Origin of the sequence: Isoalcanivorax pacificus W11-5 (assembly GCF_000299335.2) — a bacterium.
Taxonomy (GTDB): domain Bacteria; phylum Pseudomonadota; class Gammaproteobacteria; order Pseudomonadales; family Alcanivoracaceae; genus Isoalcanivorax; species Isoalcanivorax pacificus.
Genome location: NZ_CP004387.1, coordinates 1,597,863 through 1,620,342 on the forward strand (window position 1 = coordinate 1,597,863; position 22,480 = coordinate 1,620,342).

The 22,480-nt window shown below is 63.2% G+C and carries 17 protein-coding genes; 9 read left to right on the forward strand and 8 right to left on the reverse strand.

Annotated elements, in window-relative coordinates:
* Positions 1 to 24: 24 nt before the first annotated feature.
* Complete coding sequence (gene nosP, locus S7S_RS07215; protein ID WP_008739261.1) at positions 25 to 1,182, forward strand: nitric oxide-sensing protein NosP; 1,158 nt, start codon at positions 25 to 27, stop codon at positions 1,180 to 1,182.
* Positions 1,160 to 2,587, forward strand: a complete 1,428-nt coding sequence (locus S7S_RS07220) for an ATP-binding response regulator (protein WP_008739260.1) — start codon at positions 1,160 to 1,162, stop codon at positions 2,585 to 2,587. The genes nosP and S7S_RS07220 overlap by 23 nt, the downstream gene beginning before the upstream one ends.
* A 27-nt stretch (positions 2,588 to 2,614) precedes the next feature.
* On the opposite strand, the gene S7S_RS07225 is transcribed toward S7S_RS07220, so the two are convergent.
* Together S7S_RS07225 and S7S_RS07230 are read right to left on the reverse strand one after the other, a co-directional pair.
* Positions 2,615 to 3,277 carry a pentapeptide repeat-containing protein gene (locus S7S_RS07225; RefSeq protein ID WP_008739259.1) on the reverse strand — a complete coding sequence of 221 codons (663 nt, stop codon included), beginning with the start codon at positions 3,275 to 3,277 and terminating at the stop codon, positions 2,615 to 2,617.
* 50 nt (positions 3,278 to 3,327) lie between these two features.
* On the reverse strand, positions 3,328 to 5,160 hold the full coding sequence (locus S7S_RS07230) for a PQQ-dependent methanol/ethanol family dehydrogenase (protein WP_008739258.1): 1,833 nt from the start codon (positions 5,158 to 5,160) through the stop codon (positions 3,328 to 3,330).
* Positions 5,161 to 5,495: 335 nt separating this feature from the next.
* On the opposite strand from S7S_RS07230, the gene pedF reads away from it, so the two are divergent.
* The 5 genes from pedF to S7S_RS07255 all read left to right on the forward strand — a co-directional run bounded on the left by pedF (position 5,496) and on the right by S7S_RS07255 (position 10,802).
* Entirely contained in the window at positions 5,496 to 5,936 is a 441-nt protein-coding gene (gene pedF, locus S7S_RS07235; protein WP_035205657.1) for a cytochrome c-550 PedF, read from the forward strand.
* 3 nt (positions 5,937 to 5,939) lie between these two features.
* On the forward strand, positions 5,940 to 6,692 hold the full coding sequence (locus S7S_RS07240) for a quinoprotein dehydrogenase-associated SoxYZ-like carrier (RefSeq protein WP_008739256.1): 753 nt from the start codon (positions 5,940 to 5,942) through the stop codon (positions 6,690 to 6,692).
* The gene (locus tag S7S_RS07245; RefSeq protein ID WP_008739255.1) at positions 6,664 to 7,632 is read left to right on the forward strand and encodes a quinoprotein relay system zinc metallohydrolase 1; all 969 of its coding nucleotides are present in this window, start codon (positions 6,664 to 6,666) and stop codon (positions 7,630 to 7,632) included. Before S7S_RS07240 ends, S7S_RS07245 begins: the two co-directional genes overlap by 29 nt.
* Positions 7,633 to 7,738: 106 nt before the next feature.
* Entirely contained in the window at positions 7,739 to 9,259 is a 1,521-nt protein-coding gene (gene exaC, locus S7S_RS07250) for an acetaldehyde dehydrogenase ExaC (protein ID WP_008739253.1), read from the forward strand.
* An 85-nt stretch (positions 9,260 to 9,344) separates the two neighbouring features.
* Positions 9,345 to 10,802, forward strand: a complete 1,458-nt coding sequence (locus S7S_RS07255; RefSeq protein WP_008739251.1) for a protein adenylyltransferase SelO family protein — start codon at positions 9,345 to 9,347, stop codon at positions 10,800 to 10,802.
* 61 nt (positions 10,803 to 10,863) lie between these two features.
* Here the strand turns inward: S7S_RS07255 and S7S_RS07260 are convergent, their stop codons facing one another.
* The 5 genes from S7S_RS07260 to S7S_RS07280 all read right to left on the reverse strand — a co-directional run bounded on the left by S7S_RS07260 (position 10,864) and on the right by S7S_RS07280 (position 19,427).
* Positions 10,864 to 12,030 carry a porin gene (locus tag S7S_RS07260; protein WP_008739248.1) on the reverse strand — a complete coding sequence of 389 codons (1,167 nt, stop codon included), beginning with the start codon at positions 12,028 to 12,030 and terminating at the stop codon, positions 10,864 to 10,866.
* 148 nt (positions 12,031 to 12,178) lie between these two features.
* Positions 12,179 to 12,859: a peroxiredoxin gene (locus S7S_RS07265; protein WP_008739245.1), complete on the reverse strand. Its 681-nt coding sequence runs from the start codon at positions 12,857 to 12,859 to the stop codon at positions 12,179 to 12,181.
* Positions 12,860 to 12,862: 3 nt separating this feature from the next.
* The gene (locus S7S_RS07270; RefSeq protein WP_008739243.1) at positions 12,863 to 14,929 is read right to left on the reverse strand and encodes a TonB-dependent receptor family protein; all 2,067 of its coding nucleotides are present in this window, start codon (positions 14,927 to 14,929) and stop codon (positions 12,863 to 12,865) included.
* A gap of 187 nt (positions 14,930 to 15,116) precedes the next feature.
* Positions 15,117 to 18,254 (reverse strand): efflux RND transporter permease subunit, encoded by a 3,138-nt coding sequence (locus tag S7S_RS07275; RefSeq protein WP_008739241.1) that lies wholly within the window; start codon positions 18,252 to 18,254, stop codon positions 15,117 to 15,119.
* 18 nt (positions 18,255 to 18,272) lie between these two features.
* Positions 18,273 to 19,427, reverse strand: a complete 1,155-nt coding sequence (locus tag S7S_RS07280) for an efflux RND transporter periplasmic adaptor subunit (protein WP_008739240.1) — start codon at positions 19,425 to 19,427, stop codon at positions 18,273 to 18,275.
* Positions 19,428 to 19,671: 244 nt separating this feature from the next.
* Here S7S_RS07280 and S7S_RS07285 point away from each other — a divergent pair, with 244 nt between their 5' ends.
* Together S7S_RS07285 and surE are read left to right on the forward strand one after the other, a co-directional pair.
* Positions 19,672 to 20,325, forward strand: a complete 654-nt coding sequence (locus S7S_RS07285; protein ID WP_008739239.1) for a TetR family transcriptional regulator — start codon at positions 19,672 to 19,674, stop codon at positions 20,323 to 20,325.
* A 147-nt stretch (positions 20,326 to 20,472) separates the two neighbouring features.
* Positions 20,473 to 21,258 carry a 5'/3'-nucleotidase SurE gene (gene surE / locus S7S_RS07290; protein ID WP_008739238.1) on the forward strand — a complete coding sequence of 262 codons (786 nt, stop codon included), beginning with the start codon at positions 20,473 to 20,475 and terminating at the stop codon, positions 21,256 to 21,258.
* Positions 21,259 to 21,450: 192 nt separating this feature from the next.
* Here surE and S7S_RS07295 read toward each other — a convergent pair whose 3' ends face one another.
* Positions 21,451 to 22,425, reverse strand: coding sequence for an NAD(P)H-quinone oxidoreductase (locus S7S_RS07295; RefSeq protein ID WP_008739237.1), 975 nt, complete (start codon positions 22,423 to 22,425; stop codon positions 21,451 to 21,453).
* Positions 22,426 to 22,480 lie beyond the last annotated feature (55 nt).

Genomic DNA, 22,480 nt, shown 5'->3' on the forward strand with positions numbered 1-22,480 from the left:
AACAAGAAAATTCGGGAGTGCACCATGACTGCTGCCCCGCCCAATGCCGTGCTGACGGCATTCAGCGCTGCCAGCGATGAACAGGCCGCTGCCGCCGAGCTCGCTGACAAGCTGTTGCATCCCCATCTCGGCTTCGTGCTGTTCTTCTGTTCGGTGGAATACGACCTCGACCGGCTGGCCGGCGCCTTGCGCGAGCACTTCGGTGAGTTGCCGATGTCCGGCTGTACTTCCTGCGGGGAAATCACCGCGCGCGGCTACGACCATGGCACCATCGTGGCCATCGGCTTCGACCAGCGCTTCTTCTGTGTCGGCCGGCGGCTGGTGGAAAAACTGGATGAGTTCGACCTGCTGGATGCCCAGCAGCTCACCGACAGCCTGCTCAGCGAATGCTGCAACCGCCTGGCCGGCACCCCCTCGGAAAACAACACCTTCGTGCTGACCCTGATGGACGGCCTGTCCGTGAACGAGGAAATGGTGCTGGCCACGCTTAACTCGGCACTCGGCAGCATCACCAGCTTCGGTGGCTCGGCCGGGGACGAATATCGCCTGAGCAGCACCTATGTCTACAGTGATGGCCGTTTCTGCAGTGAAGCGGCCATCGTCATCATGATTACCACGCCGCTGGACTTTGAAGTCTTCAGCACCCATCACCTGGTACCGGAAAAGGCCAAGCTGGTCGTCACCGCCGCCGATCCGGAGCACCGCATCGTATATGAACTGAACGCGGAACCTGCCGCTGTCGCGTATGCACGGCTGGTAGGTGTGCCCGTGGAGGCGCTGGATGACGCGGCCTTCGCCTGTTCTCCGCTGGCGGTGCGCATCAACGACGGCTATTACGCGCGCGCTATCCAGCGCGTCAACGACGACCTCAGCCTGTCGTTCTACTGCGCAGTGGAAAATGGCATCGTGCTCACTGCCATGAGCACGGCCTCGATCCTGGATGATCTGGACACCAAGCTCAGTGCCATTGAAGAACGTCTCGGCCCGGCCTGGGTCACGCTGGGGTGCGACTGCTGCCTGCGGCATACCCAGTTGCAGGCCGAGGACCTGGTGGACGATGCCTCGGTGCTGTTGCGCCGCCATGGCGTGATCGGTTTCAGCACCTACGGCGAGCAGATCGATGGCATGCACATCAATCACACGCTGACCGGAGTGGTCATTGGACGAAAAAACCGTTTCTGATGCGGCCGTGCCGCCGGACGAGCGGTCGCCCTGGGATCTGCACGAAGCGCGCCTGATGGCCGAAAACGCGCGGTTGAAGCGTATCTGCGATGCGCTGATCGAGCGCGTGGAGGCGAGCAACATGGCGCCCACGGCGCCATACGCCGCGTTCCAGCACTCCGTGGTGCTGGCCGAGCAGGTGCGCGAGCGGACCCAGGCGCTGCGCGAGGTGAACAAACAGCTGCTGGCGGAAATCGAAGAACGGCGGCGGATGGAATTGCGCCTGCGCGAGGCCACCGAAAAAGCCGAGCAGGCGAACCTGTCGAAGACCCGTTTTGTGGCGGCCGTCAGCCACGACCTGATGCAGCCACTGAATGCCGCGCGGCTGTTCACCAGCGCGCTGCAGGAAAACCCGGACCATAACACCGCGTTCCAGCTCAGCCACATCAGCACCGCCCTGCGCGATCTGGAATCCCTCATCACCACCTTATCCGATGCCTCGAAGCTGGATGCCGGGGTGGTCACGGCGGAGATCGGCGTGTTCCCGCTGCGCCGGTTGCTGGATGTGCTGGCCGAAGAGTTCCGGCAGATGGCGCAGCAGAAAGGGCTGCGCTTCCGTTATGTGCCCACGTCACTGCTGGTCCGTTCCGACCCGCAGTTGCTCAGCCGCATCATGCGCAACCTGCTGTCCAACGCGGTGCGCTACACAGAAAGCGGCACCATTCTGCTCGGCTGCCGGCGCGTCAACGGACAGGTGGAGGTGATGGTGGCGGACACCGGCATCGGTATCCGCCAGGACCAGATCGGTGAGATTTTCGAGGAGTTCAAACGCGGCAAACAGGCGGTGCGCTATCACGAACGGGGTCTGGGATTGGGTTTGGCCATTGTCGAAAAGATCAGCCAGATACTGGCGCATCCGCTACGGGTCCGGTCGCGGCTCAGTGAAGGCTCGTGCTTTTCTCTGACGCTGCCTGTGGCGCCGCCCTCGGAATACAACGCCCGTGTCATGCAGGCGGGCCAGCTGGCCAGCCATTCACTGCTGGGGCTGCGGGTATGGGTGGTGGATAACGACGAGGCGATCTGCATCGGCATGCGCACGTTGCTGGAGCAGTGGGGCTGTGAAGTTGTGGTGGCGGAATCGCTGTCGGCACTGCGTGCCCAGGTGGATACCACCGCCGACGAAGCCGATGTGGTGCTGATGGATTACCATCTCGATCCGGGCACCGACGATGGCATCACCGTGGCGGAATTCATCAATGCCGGCCGCCGCACGCCGTTGCCGGTTATCCTGGTGACAGCGGACCGCAGTGCGCGGCTGAAACAGCGCTGCGCGCAGAGTGGCTACATGCAGGTATACAAACCGATAAAACCGCTGAAACTGAAGATGGCATTGCAGCAGTTTTCCGGTGCCATGCAGATTGAATGACGGCGCCGGTTGGCGCCGTCGCAGGGTTCAGTGTTCCCAGTCGAACGGGCAGGCGGTGCAGCCGGTCATGTCCACCATCTGGAAATTTCCGTAGCGCAGGTTGGCGCCTTCCAGGTTGGCGTCCCGCAATACAGCCAGGTTCATCTTGACCTCCTGCAGGTTGGCGTCGCGCAGGTCGGCACCGTTGAAGGCCGCCTTGTTCAGCCAGGCCATTTCCAGATTGGCACCGCGCAGCGTTGCATGGTGCCAGCGCGAGCGCGTCAGGCGGCCAAACTCAAAATTGGCGCCGGTGGCGTCGACGTTGTCGAACACGGTGTTCTGCGCAAACAGGTTCCAGCTCTGGATCGCCAGCAGGCTGGCGCCGGTCAGGTCCGCACTGCGCAGGTTGGTGCTCATCAGGCTGGCCCGGCCAAGGTTGGCGCCGCGCAGGTTGGCCCCTTCCAGATCGACCCCGCGCAGGTTCGTGTGGCGCAGGTCCGCGCCTTCGAGGTTGGCGCCCTTGAAGTTGGCGCCGGTCAGGTCCAGTCCGTGCAGGTCGGCGCCCCTGAGATTCGCGCCGGGGCATTCGGCTTCCGGTTGCAGGACACAGCCGTTATGCGCCGGTGCGTCGGCACTGAAGCCTTCGGCCAGCGCCGTGAGCGGCAGTAATGAAAACAGTGTCGCCAGGCAGGGCAGGGTGAATCGCATCATGACGTGGCTCCGGAAAAGAGCCAGCCCGCAATGCGGGCTGGCAGTTGTTGTTATTTCTTTGCAAGATCGCGGGCAAACTCAGGCAGCTTGAACACCCAGAATGAGCCTCCCTGGGAGATCGGTTTGGTCAGCTCGGCCATGTCACCGCCCCACAGCGGCACCGCGCCACCGTAGCCGGCGGTCACGCCGATATACTGTTCCCCGTCCATTTCCCAGGTGATCGGCGGCGAGATGATTCCGGTGCCAACCTGGAACTTCCACAGCTCTTCGCCGGTTTTCGCATCGAACGCCTTGAAGTAGCCGTCGCCGGTGCCGGTGAATACCAGGTTGCCCTTGGTGGCCAGTACGCCGGCCCACAGCGGCATGGGTTCCTTGTGTTCCCAGGCGACTTCGCCGGTGACCGGGTTCATCGCCCGCAGGATGCCGACGTGATCATCAAACAGGCGCTTGATGCGGAAACCCATGCCGAGGTACGCGGAGCCAGGCTGGTATTCAACTTCTTCGGTCCAGTAGTCTTCTTTCCAGTGGTTGCCGGGAACATAGAACAGACCGGTGTCCTGGCTGTAGGCCATCGGGTTCCAGTTCTTGCCGCCGAGGAACGGTGGTGACACTTCCACGGCGGGCGAGCGCGTTTCTCCCTCTTTCAGGCGTGCCGGGCGTTGTCCTTCCACTTCCACCGGGCGGCCGGTTTCCAGATCAATGTGGCTGGCCCAGGTAATGCCATCGACAAACGGGAACGCGTTCAGCAGTTCACCACTGGTGCGGTCGGTGACGTAGAAGAAACCGTTGCGGTCAGCGTGTGCGCCGGCGCTGTGCCGGCGCCCGTCCTTGTCCCTGTAATCGAACAGCACGATCTCGTTGTTGCCGGAGAAATCCCAGGCATCGTTGGGGGTGTGTTGATAGAACCACTTGATTTCGCCCGTGCTTGGATCGACGCCCACCTGACCAGAGGTGTACAGGCTGTCGTAATCCTTCGGATCGCCGTCCGGGGCGGTGCGCGCCCAGCCATTCCAGGGAGCCGGGTTGCCGGCGCCGATGACGATGGTGTTGCTGGCCACATCAAAGGTTGCACTCTGCCACGGTGCGCCACCGCCCTGGCTCCAGGCCTGCACTTTTCCGGTTTCACTGTTCGGATCATCCGGCCAGCTCGGCGCGCGCGGGTCACCGCTGGGCGTGCTGTCCTCGCCGTTGAGGCGGCCGATGTGGCCTTCCACGAACGGGCGCATCCAGATTTCTTCGCCGGTTTCCGGGTCGCGCGCAAACAGTTTGCCGACCACACCGAATTCGTCGCCGGAGGAACCGTGGATCAGCAGCACGCGGCCGGTCTTCTGGTCCTTCACGATGGTCGGCGCGCCGGTCATGGTGTAGCCAACGCGGTGATCGGCAAATTTTTCACGCCAGACGACACGGCCGGTGTCCTTGTCCAGCGCCACGATGGACGCATCCAGGGTGCCGAAGAAAATCTTGTTGCCGTAAATGGCGGCGCCCCGGTTGACCACGTCACAGCAGGGACGGATATCGTCCGGCAGACGGTGGCTGTAGGTCCACAGCCGGCGACCGGTTCGCGCATCAATGGCAAACACACGCGAGTAGGAACCGGTCACGTAGATGACACCGTCATGCACCAGCGCCTGGGATTCCTGCCCGCGCTGTTTTTCGTCACCGAACGAGAACGACCACGCCGGTGTCAGCATGGCCACGTTTTCACTGTTGACCTGTGTCATCGGGCTGTAGCGCTGGGCGTGGATGCCCAGGCCGTACATCAGCACGTCCCCGGTGGTGTCCTGGTCCCGTGCGATGTCCTCCCAGGTGACGCCCTTGGCCATGACGGTGCCACTGGAACAGGCAGCCAGCACGGCGGACACGGAAAGCATGCCGACCATGCGGCTGACCTTCCCGTGGAGCGGCGAATATCGACTTATTCTTTTCATAACTCAGCCTCAGCTTGGATGGTGGAACCTGTCTGTGCCGATCAGGGCACAGGCAGGGTATGGCGGGGTTACGACGCGCCGGGGTACAGCAATCCCTGGCCTGCGCTGTGGAGACTATTCAGTCAGAGAGCGAGCGCCCGGGGCTACCGACCGTGGGCGCAAACTTTCTAGCCAATTGGGTCTACGACCAAGGGACTATGCCGGGTGCGGCCAAGGACTAGTTCTGCTTCGCGGGGGGCGTCAGTAGATTGAAGGCTGACCCTGAACGCTATCCGGACGGTAACGACATGAACACAACAACACGCATGATCCTGGGTGTGATGCTGCTCGGCGGCACGCTGTTTGCCCACGGCCACGGCAATGTGACGCCACAGGGTGTCGACCTGCGCGGCCTGGAACTGCTGGGGGACACATGGCGCGACACCAATCCGTATCGCGAAGCGCATCCGCAGCATGCACTCGCGGTGGACGTGGGCCGCTCCGCGTATAACCAGAATTGCGCTGCCTGCCACGGCCTGGAAGCGAAGTCCGGCGGTATTGCCCCGGACCTGCGCGAACTGGAAAACGGTGATTACGGTGATGAGTGGTACAAGGAGCGGGTGGTCAACGGCGCGGTACGTGATGGTCGTGTGCTGATGCCGAAAATGGCCGACTATCTGAGCCAGGAAGCCCTGTGGGCGATCCGCAGCTGGCTGGAAACCGTCAGCCTGCAAACCACCGGTCAATAAGACATGCGCGCGCTGTGGTGCGGCCTGGTGTTGCTGTGGAGCCTGCAAGGTCTGGCAAATGAAACGACGCAGGCGGATCCGCTGGATTCCTTCATGTGGCAGCTTTATCGCGAACGCTATCTGGGCGACACGCCGGTGCGTTTCGATGAACGTGTACGCATCAGCGCACCGGATTTTGCCGAAGACTCCGGCCAGGTGCCGGTGGACATCGATGCCAGCGCATTCAATGGCCGCTTCGACAGGATGCTGCTCTGGGTGGAACTGAATCCGATCCCGCTGGTGTTCGACTACCAGCCAATGACCCATGGCCTCGGCCGCGTCGCAGTGAACCTGCGGCTGGAACAGGGATCGGCGGTACGCGCCGCCGTGCTCAGCAACGGTGTCTGGCATGTCGGCAGCACGTTTATCGACGGTGCCGGGGGCGGTTGTTCCACGCCCGGCATCGCCAGTTCCGGCAAGGACTGGTCGCGGGACTTTGGCCAGGTGCGCGCACGGCGTTTCCAGGCCGAGGCGGCCAACCGGCTGCGCTTTCGCCTGATGCATCCGATGGAAAGTGGCCTGTTGCCCAGCGAAAGCCCGTTCTATATCGAAGAGGTGTCATTCACCAGCGCTGACAACACCGTGGCGCGCATGACCTGGCACGCTTCCATCAGTGAAAACCCCGAGCTGACGATTGATATGCGCGGCAGCGATACGACCCGCTATCACCTGCGCGCGCGAGACAACAATGGCAACGTGCTGGAACAGGATATCTGACCGCGCGAGCCTGCTGCTGGCGCTGTGTCTGTCCTGCGTGCCCGCACACGCGCTGACGCCGCTGCCCGTGGCGCCCGGCACCTGGATGGTACAGGGCGCGGCGGAAGAATTTGACCGTCGCAACAGCGGCGACATCAGTAACAGCGCGTTCATCATTACAGCCGGTGGTGTGGTAGTGATCGATACCGGCAGTACCCTGGCCTACGGGCAGGCGCTGCGCAGCGCGATCGCCGGGCTGACCGAGCTGCCCGTACGCTGGGTCATCAACACCCACCATCATCCCGATCACGTCTTCGGCAATGCGGCGTTCAGCGACGCGCGCATCATGGCGCTGCCCGGCACCATTACGGCACTGGAACGTGATGCAACGGCGTTTCTCGGCACGCTTCACGCGCGCCTTGGCGACGCCGCGCAGGGCACCCGGGTGCGATTGCCGGACACGCCCGTCAGCGAAGGGGCGCTGGATCTGGACGGCTACGTGCTGCACCTGCATGCCCTGCGAGGCCATACCGGCGCCGATCTGGTGATCCATGATCCGCATACCGGCGTGCTGTTCACCGGTGACATCCTGTTCTGGCAGCGTGCGCCGACCACCCCGCATTCGCCGTCACTGACACACTGGCTGGCGGAACTGGATGAACTCGCCGCGCTGGACGCCAGCGCCGTAGTGCCCGGTCATGGCCCGCTGGCACGCAGCGACGCGCCGCTGGTGCAGACCCGCGCCTGGCTGGCCTGGCTCGACAACCTGCTGCGCGAGGGTGTAGCGCGCGGTGCCACGCAGAACGAGCTGATCCACACCGCCTTGCCGGAGGCCTTTGCACGCCTGCCGCTGGCGCGTTTCGAGCTGACCCGTTCCGTGAGCCATTTTTACCGTCGCTATGAAGATGCATTGTGGCAAGACACTAACGCGCCATTAAGACCAAATGGGGAGCAAAAATAGTCCCTTGGTAGCATGCGGGTGCTTCCCGGCCGGGCCTATCCTGATGTGGCATCGCGCGCCCTGTTGACCTGCGCGGACGTCAAGACAACAAGAGAGGAATCAGCCAATGATTTACGCAAACCCCGGCAGCGAAGGCTCGGTCGTATCCTTTAAGCAACGCTATGAAAACTATATCGGCGGTGAGTGGGTGGCGCCGGTGAAAGGGCGCTATTTCGACAATGTCAGCCCGGTCAATGGCCAGGTCTTCTGTCAGGTGGCACGCTCCAGTGCAGAAGATATCGACCTGGCACTGGATGCCGCGCACCGCGTGGCGGACGCCTGGGGACGCACTTCCGTGCAGGAGCGCGGCAATATCCTGCTCAGGATTGCTGACCGGATGGAACAGCATCTGGAAGCGCTGGCGGTGGCCGAAACCTGGGACAACGGCAAGGCAGTGCGGGAAACCCTCAATGCAGACATCCCGCTGGCCGTTGACCATTTCCGTTATTTCGCTGGCTGCATCCGGGCACAGGAAGGCAGCGCGGCGGATATCGACGCCAACACGGTGGCCTATCACTTCCACGAGCCGCTGGGCGTGGTCGGGCAGATCATTCCGTGGAACTTCCCGATCCTGATGGCGGCCTGGAAACTGGCGCCGGCGCTGGCAGCAGGTAACTGCATCGTGCTCAAGCCCGCCGAGCAGACACCGGTGTCGATCCTGAAAGTAATGGAAGTGATCGGCGACCTGTTGCCGGCGGGCGTGCTCAACATCGTCAACGGGTTTGGCGAGGAAGCCGGCCAGGCGCTGGCGACCAGCAAGCGTATCGCCAAGATCGCCTTTACCGGCTCTACTCCGGTTGGCTCGCACATTCTCAAGTGCGCGGCGGAAAACATCATCCCCTCCACGGTGGAGCTGGGCGGCAAGTCACCGAACGTTTATTTCGCCGACATCATGAACGCCGAGGAAGCCTTCATCGACAAGGCGGTGGAGGGGCTGGTGCTGGCGTACTTCAACCAGGGTGAAGTGTGCACCTGCCCGTCGCGGGCGCTGATCCAGGAAAGCATGTACGACCAGTTCATCGAACGCGTGATCCGGCGCATCAAGACCATCCAGCGCGGCAATCCGCTGGACACCGAGACACAGGTCGGCGCACAGGCCTCCAGAGAACAGTTCGACAAGATCATGTCGTACATGACCATTGCACGCGAAGAAGGGGCGGAAGTGCTGGCCGGTGGCGGCAGCGAAGCGCTGCCGGACGATCTGGGCCAGGGTTTCTACATTCAGCCGACGCTGTTCAAGGGCCACAACAAGATGCGCGTGTTCCAGGAAGAGATCTTCGGCCCGGTGGTGGGTGTGACCACCTTCCGCGACGAAGAGGAAGCACTGCGCATTGCCAACGATACCGAATTCGGCCTGGGTGCCGGCGTCTGGAGCCGCGACATCAATGTGGCGTTCCGCATGGGGCGCGGTATCAAGGCCGGGCGCGTGTGGACCAACTGTTACCACGCCTATCCGGCGCACGCAGCCTTCGGTGGCTATAAAAAATCCGGCATCGGTCGTGAAACCCACAAGATGATCCTCGACCACTATCAGCAAACCAAGAACCTGCTGGTGAGTTATGACATTAATCCGCTCGGCTTCTTCTGAGCTACACGCTTCTCCTGACAGTCTGCCTTGACGTCGGTTCTGCCGCCCCGGTACGGGGCGGCTTTTTTTGTTTCCGGGGTATCGCATGAACATGTTGCTGAAACGGGCGGGCACGATGAATCCCTGGTTGTCACTGCCGCTGGTACAGGGTTGGCAACAACTGCCACCGACACTCTGGTCGGCGCAGGCCCCGCAGCTCTCGCCGGTGCGCCATCTGGGCGATGTTTCACCGGCGGCACTGCGGTTGCTGCAACTGGATGCGCGACAGGTACGCACTGACGCCGCCAGTGTGGAGACATTGCGCGCGCTGCATTCCGGTGAGCGCCTGCTGCCGGGCATGGCGCCGTTGGCGCAGAAGTATGCCGGCCACCAGCACGGCATATTCAATCCGATGCTCGGTGACGGTCGCGCGCTGCTGCTGGGTGAAGTGGCGATGCCGCTTGGCCGGCTGGACCTCTACCTCAAGGGCGGCGGGCGCACGCCGTTTTCGCGTAACGGCGATGGCCGCCTTGGCCTGCGTGCCGCCCTCCGCGAATACCTGGCCAGCCATGCGCTGTATGGACTGGGTATCGCCACCAGCCTGCCGCTGAGCCTGTGTGTGCATCAGGCGCGTGTGCTGCGCACGCGGCTGGAACCGGCCGCCACTTTGTTGCGGCTGGCGCCGTCGCATGTCCGCATCGGGCATTTTGAGTGGCTGCATTACCGGCGCGATCCGCAGGCGTTGTCGGCGCTGGTGGCGTCACTGGGCCACTGCTATGGCGAAACGCCGGCCGCGGATGCGGAAACCTTTTTTCGCCATACGGTGCTGCGGTGTGCACAACTGGTGGCGGCCTGGCAGGTGTGGGGTTTTGTACATGGCACCCTGAACACCGACAACCTGTCGGTGCTGGGCATTACGCTGGACCACGGCACCTGCGCCTTCATGGAACAGTACCAGCCGTCGCTGGCCCCGGCACACGACGACACAGGGGGGCGCTATGCCTTTGCTGCCCAGCCGCAGGCCGTGGCATTCGGGTTGCGCGTGCTGGCGCAGTGCCTGGCACCGCTGGTGCCGTTGCCGCGTCTGCAGGCTCTGCTGGACGGCTTCGACAGCCAGGTGGAGAACGTCATCCTGTGCGGCATGCGTTCGCGCCTGGGGCTGATGATGTCGCGGCCGGAGGATGCGTCACTGGTGGCCGGCTGGCTGGTGTTGCTGCACCGGCACGGCGCGGATTACACGCGGGCCTTCAGGGTGTTGATGAGCTGGGGTGACAATCCGGCCGCCGATGCGGCCTTTGCCCGTGCGCTCGGGTTTGCGCCGGAGGCCATCCTGCCGGCGCAGTGGCTGGCATCCTACCGGCAGAGGTTGCAGCAGGAGTCGTCCACAGAGCGGGAGCGGCAGCGCTTTATGGCCGGCGTCAATCCGGTGTATGTGCTGCGCGAACAATACCTGCAGCGGGTTGTGGACGCCGCAGAAGAGGGCGATTTCCAGCCGCTCGCCAGCCTGCGCCGTTGCCTGACGCAGCCGTTCCAGAAGATCGATGCCTGCGAGTTCAACGATTAGGTGTTCCCGGAAAAACAAAAAGGGTGTCGCAAGGACACCCTTTTGCCATTGCCTGGAGGGCTTACCAGGAAACCGTCGCCCCCACCGCCAGGGTATCGGTGCTTTCCAGTTCACCGGCTGCCTTGTCATCCATTTCGAAGCGGCTGACGTTGCTGACCAGGTTCAGGTAATCGTTGACCGCGTAGCTCAGCATCACTGCCTTGTGCTCGTATTCTGCCGCGCTGCCCAGCACCAGACCGTCGTCATCGGTGCGGCCGTAGGACAGTGCGAGACGCGCCTTGCCGAACTGATAGGCGCCTTGTACCAGATAGCCGTCGCTGTCGATTTCCTGCAGGTTGGCCTGGCCCAGGTTGTTGGAGAACAGCGGATGGATGCCTTTGGCGTCAAAACCGGAGGCGGTCAGTGACAGGTCGGCGACTTTCATTTGCAGGCCGTAGCCGACACCGCGCGAGCTGACGTCGTCCACGCTGCTGTCAGTGTTTTTCGAGGTCTGGTAGGCACCGTTGACCCAGGCATAAATCGTTGCGCCGCCCAGATCCATCTGGTAGCTCACTTCACTTTCGAACCGGGGCGCATCCTGGTACGCCTTGCCGGTGCCGCCCACTTCCGTGGTGTCATACGGATCAAAGATCCCGACGGCGATGTTCATGCCGCCCATGGCCGGGCTGCGCCAGGTAATCTGCGAACTGGGGAAAGGGTAGGGATATCCGGTGCCGATGTTGCCGAAGGACACGCCGGTGCCATCCATCAGCCCGAGGGTGTCGCTGGCCTGGCCGTAGCCGGCCAGCAGTTCGTCGCGCAGGATGTTGGAACGGGCGAACAGACCAAAGTCCTTGCCGATCAGTACCTCGCCAAAACCGCCGCCGACGGTGCCATAGAATTGCCGTACATCAATGGCGGTGCCGGTGCCGTTGACTTCGCTGTCGTTGATGGTGACCCAGAACGATGAGCGCGCGCCGAGCGTGAGGTCACCCACGTCGCGTTTCATGTTGAAGCCAAGGTAATTCGGCAGAAAACCCATCTTGACCCGCGCCTGGCGGCGGTCGAACTGGTCGCCGGGGCGGTCCACATCATTGTGGACGTAGAACGCATTGATATAGCCATCCGTGGTGAAGAGGGTGTTGTCGCCGTCGTACAGGGTGATGGCGGCGCTGGCATTCTGCATTGCGCACAGTGGCAGCGCAAAGGCCAGCGACAGGGGAATGATCCGGGTGTTGTTTTTCTTCATGACGCGCTCCGTGTTGTTGTCGATTGCAGTCGGTAGAGGGCGTCTTGAGTATGGGGAGCGGGGTGAGGGCGCTGAATAACGCCTTGGTGCCGTGCTGGTATTAGCGTTGTCGGCGTTTGGTATCAGGTACCAAAGGATAAGGGGGTCGCTATTGCGGCAGTGGTGTGTATTTCAGATAGGGCAGCACGGTGTCGCGCTGCGCGGGAAACAGCATGCGCGCGTCAGCAGGTGACAGCCGGGGCGAGATGATCACGTCGTCGCCCGGCTGCCAGTCCACTGGCGTAAGCACCGGATACTGATAGGTGGCCTGCAGGGCATCGATGGCGCGCAGCAGTTCGTCAAAGTTCCGCCCCACCTGGGCCGGGTAGTCCATTTTCAGGCGCAGGCGTCCACGCGGGTCGATGACGAACACACTGCGTACCGTGCTGACCGATTGCGCACGGGGATGCAGCATGCCGTAACGGGTGCTGATGGTGCGGTGATGATCCGCGATCAGCGGAAAGGCCGGGCGCACGCCCTGGCTGCGTTCGATATCGTCGAGCCAGCGGCGTAGATCATCCAGCGGACTCACCGCCAGCGCGAGGGTGCGCACGCCCCGTGCAGCAAACGCTTTCTGCCGTCGCTGCACTGCCGCGAGTTCGGTGGTGCAGACCGGCGTGAAACTGGCCGGGTGCGAGAACAGCACTACCCAGTGGTCCTGCCGCCAGTCGTCGAAATGCAACGGACCGGCGGTGGTGTCGGCGTGAAAATCCGGCGCCTCGTCACCCAGCAGCAGGGCGCAGGCCGGTGTCAGCCAACAGCACAGCAGCAGACCCAGGCCGTAGCGCATGCCTCACCAGCCCAGAGTGAAACCGGCGTAAAAGGTACGGCCCGGCGCCGGCTCAAAATAACCCCGTTGCTCCACGGCCCGGTCGCTGTTGGCGTTGATGCGCAGGTTGCTGTAGTAGTCGCGGTCGAGCAGGTTGTTGACGCCGGTGTGCAGCTCGACATACTGCTGCGTGAACTGCCAGCGTTTGCCGACACGGGCATTCACCACAGTGCTGCTGCCGATGCGGGTCTCGTTGGTGTTTTCTGCGTATACCTCGCTGGCATAACGCACGTCGCCGATCAGGAAAAAGCCGTTGTGGGGCCGCCAGGCAGCCTCGGCGAACAGGATATGCTGCGGCAGGCCGGGCATGCGCTTGTCCTGCACGTCCTGGCCCTGTTGCTGGTCCACAAACCGTTCAAAGCGATACTGCGCCCACGTCCACGCCAGGGTGGTGGTGAGGGTATCGGTGGTGAAGTGCTGTAACGCCAGTTCCAGCCCTTCGCGGCGGGTGCGCGCCGCGTTGTCATAGAAGGTGCGGCCGGCCAGTTCATAGGGCGTGATTTCGTCTTTGACCCGGACGCTGAACACGGCGAGATCGTAGAGCAGGTTGTCGGTCAGCAGGCCACGTGCGCCGATCTCGCGGTTCAGGGCCTTCTGCGGAGCAAGGTCAGGGTTGAAGCCGCCGGCGCCGGAGGGGTTGGCCAGTTCGGTAAAGGTGGGTGTTTCAAACGCGGAACTGACGGTGGCGTACAGCGTATGGTCCGGATGCACGGCCCAGCGCAGGCCGGCGCTGTAGCTGCCTTCGTTGAATTTCTGTTCGCCGCTGTCGTCGCTGCCATCGCTGAGCAGGTCATCGTCGATGCGTAGCCGGATGCGGTCAGCGCGGGCGCCCAGTGAGAGTGTCCAGTGTTCGCTCAGGGTAGTGTCGGTTTGCAGGAACACGCCGGTGCTGGTGGCGGTCTGGTCTTCGTTGGCGGTGATGCCGGTGACTGCACCGGTGGCATCGACGCTGCGGCGGCCGCGATCATCCTGCTGCCGGTCGGCATCAATACCGATCAGGTAGCGGTGCGACAGCCCGAACAGCGACAGCGCATGGCTGTACTCCACGCCGGCGCCGTAGAACAGGCGCTGATAATCGATCAGGCTGCTGCCGGGGAACGGTAATTGCTGGTCGAAGTGGCGCCGGCTGACAAACGCGCGGGCTTGCAATACACCATCGCCCAGCGCGCCATCGCGGTACAGCACGCCCAGGCGCTGCTGGTCCACTTTCTGTCCGGCATCCAGGCGCGTTGCCATGGTTGCGGCGCGTTCGCGATCCGCGTGTGCCTGGGCGCGGGTCAACCCGCCGGGGTCTTCGGCGTACGGGGTGTCGACGGCGGACAACAGCAGTTGCAGTTCGCGCTGGTCATCGAGCATCCAGCCGAGGCGCCCATTGAGCAGGTATTTTTCCACCGCGCTCTGGTCGCGATAGCCGTCGTAGTTCAGTGCCGTGACGCCCAGATAGTGATGCATGCGTTCATTGGCTCCGCCGGTATGCAGGTGTGCCTTGCGGTAGCCGTCGCTGCCACCGGACAGGCGCAACTCGCCATCGTGATCCAGCGTGCGGCCGGAAAACGTCTCGATGTCCACCACGCCGCCGGTGGCGTTACCGTACAGCACCGAAGACGGTCCGCGCAGAACGGTGGCACGCGCCATGGAATCCAGATCAATGCTGTCCACCTGCGACTGGCCATCCGGCAGGGTTTCCGGAAAGCCGTCCACACGCACGCGCAGGCCGCGCACGCCGAACGGCGCGCGGGCACCGAAGCCGCGGCTGGACAGGCGCAGGTTCTGGGCAAAGTTGTAGCGGTTTTGCAGATACAGGCCCGGGACGCGTGCCAGGCTTTCGTCCAGTTGCAGGTGCTGCTGGCCCTGCTGCGCACTGGCGCCATCGACCACGCTGACGGCACCGGGGGTGTCCTGGAGTGTGCGCTCCATGCGCGTGCCGTCGACGGTCACGGTGTCCAGGCGTGCGATATCGGCCAGGCTCCAGGCCGGCAGGCTCAAGGCCAGCAGGGCTGGACAGAGGGTGTCGCGGTTCAGGCGTCTCATGGCGTCTGCATCATTGTTGTGATGGGTGGCTTACACGCTAGGCACTTGTGCTGCGCGACTCAAGTGGCCCGGTGCCAAAGTAGCAGTGCTCTACGCCGTAAGTAGCAAAAACGGGGCATGGCGCTGGCCATGCCCCGTTCGGGGAAACCGTGCGTTGTGATGCGCACGGTGACAGGGCGGAACAGGTTCAGCCCTGTGTCCGGGTCGGGTCCTCGTCCTTGCTGAACAACGGCACGCCGGAAAGCTTGCGCACCACCACGTAGAACAGCGGGATGAAGAAGATCGCCAGCACGGTGGCGGTGAGCATGCCGCCGAACACGCCGGTGCCGATCGCGTTGCGGGCGCCGGAACCGGCGCCGCTACTGAGCATCAGCGGTGTCACGCCGAGCATGAACGCCAGCGATGTCATCAGGATGGGCCGCAGTCGCATGCGCACGGCTTCCAGTGTCGCCTTCAGCAGCCCCATGCCTTCTTCTTCCTGGTCCTTGGCGAATTCGGCGATCAGGATCGCGTTCTTCGCCGACAGGCCAATGGTGGTCAGCAGGCCCACCTGGAAGAACACATCGTTCTCCATGCCGCGCATCGTCGCGGCAAGGACGGCACCGATCACGCCCAGTGGCACCACCAGCATCACCGCGAACGGGATCGACCAGCTTTCATACAGTGCGGCGAGACACAGCAGCACCACCAGCATGGAGAGCGCATACAACGCGGGCGCCTGGCTGCCGGCCTGGCGTTCCTGATAGGACAGGCCGGTCCACTCGTAACCAAAACCCTGCGGCAGTTCGGCGGCGAGTTGTTCCATCGCCAGCATGGCGTCGCCGGTACTGGCGCCGGGGGCCGCACTGCCCTGGATGTTCATCGACGAGACGCCATTGTAACGCTCCAGCTGCTGCGGCCCGTAGGTCCAGTCGCCGGTGGCGAAGCTGGAGAAGGGCACCATCTCGCCGGCGCCGTTGCGCACGTACCATTTGCTGATGTCCTCCGGCAGCATGCGGAAGGCGGCGTCGGCTTGTACATAGACGCGTTTCACGCGGCCACGGTCGACGAAATCATTCACATAGCTGGAACCCCAGGCCACGGCCAGCGTGGTGTTGATATCCGCCAGTGACACACCGAGCGCCTGGGCCTTGGCGCGGTCCACTTCCAGCTTGTACTGGGTGGCGTCTTCCAGGCCGTTGGCGCGCACGGCCACCAGTGCCGGATGCTGATTGGCCTTGGCCAGCAGCGCGTTTCTTGCCTCGGTCAGTGCCGCGTGGCCTAGGCCGGCGCGGTCCTGCAACTGGAAGTTGAAACCGCTGGCCACACCCAGTGCCGGGATGGCCGGCGGGTTCAGCGCGAAGATGATCGCTTCACGTATCTGCGAGAACGCACCCATGGCCCGTTGCGCGATGTGCTGCGCACCGTCCTGGCCCAGGTTGCGGTCTTCCCAGTCTTTCAGGCGGATAAACGCAAAGCCGGCATTCTGGCCACGGCCGGAGAAACTGAAGCCGGCCACGGCGAACATGGACTGCACCACGTCTTTCTCGTTTTCGAGGAAGTGGTGTTCCATTTTTTTCAGCACCTCGATGGTCTGCTCCTGCGTGGAACCGGCCGGCAGTTGCACCTGAGCCAGCAGGATGCCCTGGTCTTCTTCCGGCAGGAACGCCGACGGCATGCGCATGAAGGCAAAGGCCAGCACGGCGACAATGGCCGCGTAGATCAGCAGGTAGCGGCCGCGCCGGCCAAGGATGTGTTCCACCCGGCCACGGTAGCCACGCGAGGCGCGGTCAAAATTGCGGTTGAACCAGCCGAAGAAGCCGGTGGTGCGTTGATGCTCGGCATGAATCGGCTTGAGCATGGTGGCGCACAATGCGGGCGTCAGGATCATTGCCACCAGCACCGACAACACCATGGCAGACACGATGGTGATGGAAAACTGGCGATAGATGGCTCCGGTGGAGCCGGGGAAGAACGCCATCGGGATGAACACCGCCGACAGTACCAGTGCGATGCCCACCAGGGCGCCGGTGATCTGGCCCATGGATTTGCGCGTGGCCTCGCGCGGTGGCAGGTTGTCTTCGACCATCACCCGCTCGACGTTTTCCACCACCACGATGGCGTCATCGACCAGCAACCCGATGGCCAGCACCATGCCGAACATGGTCAGCGTATTCACCGAGAAACCGAACGCGGACAGCACACCGAAAGTACCGAGCAGCACCACCGGCACGGCGATGGTGGGGATCAGCGTGGCGCGGAGGTTCTGCAGGAACAGGTACATCACCAGGAACACCAGCACGATACCTTCGATCAGGGTCTTGACCACTTCCATGATCGAGATTTCCACGAACGGTGTGGTGTCGTACGGGTACTGCATTTCGATGTTGTCGGGGAAGAATTCGCTCAGTTCGGCCAACCGTGCGCGCACGGCCGTGGCGGTATCCAGCGCGTTGGCGCCGGTGGCCAGGTTGATGGCGAGGCCGGCCGCCGGGCGGCCGTTGAAACGGCCTTCGATGGCGTAGCTTTCTGCTCCCAGTTCGACGCGGGCGACATCGTGCAGGCGTACCTGGGAGCCGTCCTGGCGTACACGCAGCAGGATGTTGCCGAATTCCTCCGGCGTTTCCAGCCGTGTCTGGGCAATGATGGTGGCGTTGAGCTGCTGCCCCGGCACCGCTGGCGCGCCACCGAGTTCACCGCCGGCCACCTGGTTGTTCTGCACTTCGATGGCCTGCACCACGTCAGCGGGTGTCAGCGCGAATTCATTCAGTTTCTGCGGGTCGAGCCAGATGCGCATGGAGTAGGGTGCGCCAAACAACTGGATCTGGCCGACACCCTGCACGCGGCTGATCGGGTCCTGCACGTTGGCGGCAATATAGTCGGCCAGGTCGGCGCGGGTCATGCTGCCGTCCTTCGAGGTGAAGGCAATCACCATCATGAAGGAATCCGAGGATTTGCGGACCTGCACGCCGAGTTGCTGCACCTGCTGCGGCAGCAGTGGCATGGCGCGCTGGAGCTGGTTCTGCACCTGTACCTGGGCAATGTCCGGGTCGGTGCCCGGCGCAAAGGTCAGCACGGTGTTGGCGTTGCCGGCGGAATCACTGGTGGAGCGCAGGTAGAGCAGGTTGTCGATCCCGTTCATCTGCTGCTCGATCACCTGCGTGACCGAGTCTTCCACGGTTTGCGCCGAGGCGCCTGTGTAGCTGGAACGGATGGTGACTTCCGGTGGTGCCACGGTGGGGTATTGCTCCACCGGCAACTGGGTGATCGCGAGCGTCCCCGCCATCATGATGACGATGGCGATCACCCAGGCGAAGATCGGGCGGTCGATAAAGAATCTGGCCATGTGTCAGGTCCTGGCGGTTCAGCGTGCGGTATCGGCGGCAGCGGCGGGTGCGCTGTCACCGGAGGCGGGCTCGGCCTGGTCGGCGTCCAGTTCTACCGCGCGCACGGGCGCGCCGGGACGGATTTTCTGCAGCCCTTCGAGAATCAGTTTGTCGCCGGCCTGCAGCCCTTCGCTGATCAGCCACTGGTTGCCGATGGCGCGTTCGGCCACCACGGGGCGTTGCTCGGCGGTGTTGTCGGCCGAGACCAGCATGGCGGTGGCGTTGCCGCGCGGGTCGCGGGCGATGCCTTTCTGTGGCACCAGCACGGCGTCACTGCGGCGGCCTTCCGGCAGGCGCGCGCGCACGAACATGCCCGGCAACAGATTGCCTTCGGGGTTCGGGAACAGGGCGCGCAGTGCCACCGAGCCGGTGCCTTCATCCACCGAGTATTCGGCAAATTGCAGTGCGCCGGGGTGCTCGTACTGGCTGCCGTCTTCCATCAGCAGGGTGACGCGCGCTTCGTCGTCGCTGACTTTCTGCAACTGCCCGGCTTCCATGGCGGCGCGCAACTGGCGCAACTCGTTGTTGGATTGCGTCAGGTCAACATAGATCGGATCAAGCTGGCGGATCGTGGTCAGTGCCTGGGCCTGGTTGGCGGTGACCAGTGCGCCGGCGGTCACGGTGGAGCGGCCGATGCGGCCATCGATCGGCGCGGTGATGGTGGCGTAATCGAGGTTGATGCGTGCGGTCTGCAGCGCGGCTTCGGCGGCGGCGACGGCGGCGGCGCTTTCGTCATAGGCGGCGCGGGCTTCGTCGTGTTCCTGCTGGCTGACCGCTTTCATTTCCACCAGGCGCTCAAAACGGCGGATGGTCAGCCGGGCTGATTCGCTGGCAGCACGGGCGCGGGCCAGGTCGGCCTGGGCACTGGCGACGGCGGCGCGGTAGAGACGGTCGTCGATCTGATAGAGCGGGTCGCCGGCCTTCACTTCGGCGCCTTCCTCGAACAGCCGCTCCTTGATCACCCCGGTCACCTGCGGGCGCACTTCGGCGATCTGGTAAGGGTTGGTACGGCCCGGCAATTCCCGTTGCAGGGTCACGGACTGGCTCTGGACAGTGATATAGCCCACCTCTGGAGCCTGTTGCTCGCCAGGGGGGGCGCTGTCACTGCAGGCGGCGAGCAGGGCAGTCAGCATGAGCGCCAACCCTGGACGAATTTGACCACTGCGCATAGGAACCTCTACTTGATTTTTCTGGGTACAGTCGTTGGAACAGGGTGTCTCGTGGACACGCAGGCCCGCGTGATGGCCCGCAACGGGGTCGTCAGCCGGGTTCTGTATAGATAGCCGGCACTATACATACATTCGCAAACGTATGTATAGTGGCAGCCGGCCCGGACCGGTGATCCGGCCTGACACATGACATGAGCGGGAGAGCCCTATGGCACGGCGCACCAAGGCTGAAGCCATGGAAACCAGAGAGCAGATTCTTGACGCGGCGGAGCTGGTGTTCCATCGCAAGGGGGTCTCCTGCACCTCGCTGAATGACATTGCCGCCGAAGCCGGGGTGACCCGCGGCGCCATCTACTGGCATTTCAAGAACAAGCATGACGTCTTCATTGCCATGGCCGAGCGTCGGCGGGTGCCGTTCGATACCCTGCTGCGGCAGGCCATGTTGCCGGACGAACCGGACCCGCTCGGGGCGATACGGGCCGTCATGGTGACTATGCTCAATGAGCTGGCCAGTGATCCGCAGAAAAGACGCCTGTTTGAAATCTATTTCCTGCGCTGTGAATACACGGCAGAGACCTTGCCGCTGCTCAATCATCGCCAGGATGGTTTCCGGCAGGTGTCCGGCTATCTGGCCGAAGGATTCCGCAATGCGGTACGCCGTGAACAACTGCCGGCGGGCCTGGACATCAACAAGGCAGTGGTGCAGTTTCACGCCCAGCTTACCGGTCTGATATTTACCTGGTTATTACAGCCTGAAAGTTTCTGCCTGCGGCAGCAGGGCACGGAACTGGTGGATGGCTTTCTGCATACTTTGCGCCATTGCCCCTATCTGCAACAGTCCGATCCCGTAGCAAACGCGTAAAAAACTGTTGAGTGATGTTTGCGCGGGAAGTTCCCTTCACCGGTGTCTGCCGGTATCGTGTCCGCCGATTGGCAGGTTCAATCACGCTTGAAAAAGCCGCTTTGAAGCGTCTTCAACACCCTGTTCAGGCACTCACGGGACGGATGCATGGCCGACACGCCACGATTTGAACGGATACTGGTGACCAATGACGACGGCATTGACGCGCCGGGGCTGGCGGTGGCCGAGGTGCTGGCCGCATCACTGGGCAGTGAAGTCTGGGTGGTGGCGCCGGAGCATGACCAGAGTGGTGTCGGGCAGGCGATTTCCCTGCATCAGCCGTTGCGTCATTACTCCCGGGGTGAGCGCCGCTATGCCCTGTCGGGCACGCCGGCCGACTGCGTGATGTTTGCCCTGGCACACTGGTTTGCCGATGCACCGCCGGACCTGGTCATTTCCGGCGTGAACTGTGGTGCCAATCTGTCTGATGCGGTGATGTATTCCGGCACCGTCGGTGCGGTGCTTGCTGCTGCGCACCTGGGGGTGCCGGCGGTGGCGCTGAGCCAGGCGTTTCGCGTGCGGGACGAGATCGACTGGGCGCCGGTGCAGGTGCTCGGCGAGCGGATCATCCGCCGTCTGGTGCAGCGTCAGCCGGATCATGTGTGCTGGAACATCAATTTCCCGGCGTTGCCTGCGGAGACGATTCGTGCGGCGCGCGTGACCCGGCAGATCGAAGGCAGCGTGCCGCGCCCGGTGCTCAAGGCCGGCGAAGACGGACGCGGGCTGCCCTATCACTGGCTCGAATTTCGCCGTGCACCGGATGCCGTGACGCATCCGCAATCCGATGTGGTGGCGCTGGCCGAAGGCTATGTGTCGGTGATGCCGCTGCAAACGTCACGCTGTGATGAAGACCGGGCACAGGCGGGGTGGCAGATTGGCGAGCTTCAACTATAAAAAAGCCCCACCAATGCAAAATGTGCCGTAGGGTGGGTAGAGCCAAAGGCGAAACCCACCGGGTCCATGCCTGTTAATCACTCCCGCAAAATCATCGAAATCACCCGGTTGGGGAGGCGGGTGGTTTCGCTGGTTTTGTGCGAGCAGTGTGCGGCATGGTCATGGTGGGTTTCGCCTTTGGCTCTACCCACCCTACAGCACAATGACTCGTTTGCCGCTGAAATCCGACTTCAGCATATGCGTGTGCGCTGATGGCGCATCATCGAACGGGAAGGTTTCCAGCGGCAGCGGTTGCAGGCGGCCATCGCTGAACAGCGGCGCCAGCCGGTCGTTGAACAGCCCGGCCATGCGGATGCGATTTTCCAGTGGCTGGCTGCGCATGGTCATGGCGGAAAGATGCTGCCGCCGTTGCAGCAGGCCGGCCAGATTCAGGCTGGTCTTTGTGCCGCCGAGCAGACCAATCATCACCAGCGAGCCTTCGGTGCGCAGCCCCGGCAACAGCGCATCCCAGTCCGGGCCGACCATATCCAGTATCACCGCCACGCCTTCGCCCTGCGTCAGCGTTTTCAACTCGTCCGCCATGCCAGGCCCTTCGCTGACCGCCGCGACCAGGCCCATGTTGCGGGCGTTGGCGAGATTGTCCGGATGGCGGCTGCTGCCGATCGGCCGTGCGCCCAGCGCGGCGGCCAGTTGCACGCCAGCCAGGCCGACACCGGCAGTGGCCGGCCGCACCAGGCACCATTGGCCGCTTTGCAGGCCCCCCTCAAGGAACAGGGCGCGATACGCTGTCAGAAACGCTTCCGGCAGGGTGGCGGCGCGGGCGAAATCCAGCGGCTTGCCGTCTGTTTCCGGCAGGCTCAGTGTTTCGCGTTCGTGGCAGAGCACGTACTCGGCATAGGCGCATCCGGGCACCAGGCCCATGACCGCGTCACCGACTTGACGGCCGCGAACACGTTCGCCCACCGCGTCCACTTCGCCGCTGTATTCCAGGCCCGGAATGCGTTGGTCAAAACCGGGTGGGGCAGGGTAGAGCCCCTGCGTCTGAAGAATATCGGCCCGGTTGACGCCGATGGCGCGCACGCGGATGCGCACTTCTTCCGGGCCGGGTTCGGGCGTGGGCAATGTGTTCAGTTCAAGCGTCTTGTTCTGGATACACCATGCGCGCATGGGAAACTCCTCCAGTGATATGCTGCGTGGCATTAAAACATGCGAACCGGACCGG

Bases quoted from the DNA above. Each gene is read 5' to 3' on its own strand.
- nosP (WP_008739261.1), top strand. From the start codon at position 25: ATGACTGCTGCCCCGCCCAATGCCGTGCTGACGGCATTCAGCGCTGCC.
- S7S_RS07225 (WP_008739259.1), bottom strand. From the start codon at position 3,277: ATGATGCGATTCACCCTGCCCTGCCTGGCGACACTGTTTTCATTACTG.
- S7S_RS07230 (WP_008739258.1), bottom strand. From the start codon at position 5,160: ATGGTCGGCATGCTTTCCGTGTCCGCCGTGCTGGCTGCCTGTTCCAGT.
- pedF (WP_035205657.1), top strand. From the start codon at position 5,496: ATGAACACAACAACACGCATGATCCTGGGTGTGATGCTGCTCGGCGGC.
- S7S_RS07240 (WP_008739256.1), top strand. From the start codon at position 5,940: ATGCGCGCGCTGTGGTGCGGCCTGGTGTTGCTGTGGAGCCTGCAAGGT.
- S7S_RS07245 (WP_008739255.1), top strand. From the start codon at position 6,664: ATGGCAACGTGCTGGAACAGGATATCTGACCGCGCGAGCCTGCTGCTG.
- exaC (WP_008739253.1), top strand. From the start codon at position 7,739: ATGATTTACGCAAACCCCGGCAGCGAAGGCTCGGTCGTATCCTTTAAG.
- S7S_RS07255 (WP_008739251.1), top strand. From the start codon at position 9,345: ATGAACATGTTGCTGAAACGGGCGGGCACGATGAATCCCTGGTTGTCA.
- S7S_RS07260 (WP_008739248.1), bottom strand. From the start codon at position 12,030: ATGAAGAAAAACAACACCCGGATCATTCCCCTGTCGCTGGCCTTTGCG.
- S7S_RS07265 (WP_008739245.1), bottom strand. From the start codon at position 12,859: ATGCGCTACGGCCTGGGTCTGCTGCTGTGCTGTTGGCTGACACCGGCC.
- S7S_RS07270 (WP_008739243.1), bottom strand. From the start codon at position 14,929: ATGAGACGCCTGAACCGCGACACCCTCTGTCCAGCCCTGCTGGCCTTG.
- S7S_RS07275 (WP_008739241.1), bottom strand. From the start codon at position 18,254: ATGGCCAGATTCTTTATCGACCGCCCGATCTTCGCCTGGGTGATCGCC.
- S7S_RS07280 (WP_008739240.1), bottom strand. From the start codon at position 19,427: ATGCTGACTGCCCTGCTCGCCGCCTGCAGTGACAGCGCCCCCCCTGGC.
- S7S_RS07285 (WP_008739239.1), top strand. From the start codon at position 19,672: ATGGCACGGCGCACCAAGGCTGAAGCCATGGAAACCAGAGAGCAGATT.
- surE (WP_008739238.1), top strand. From the start codon at position 20,473: ATGGCCGACACGCCACGATTTGAACGGATACTGGTGACCAATGACGAC.
- S7S_RS07295 (WP_008739237.1), bottom strand. From the start codon at position 22,425: ATGCGCGCATGGTGTATCCAGAACAAGACGCTTGAACTGAACACATTG.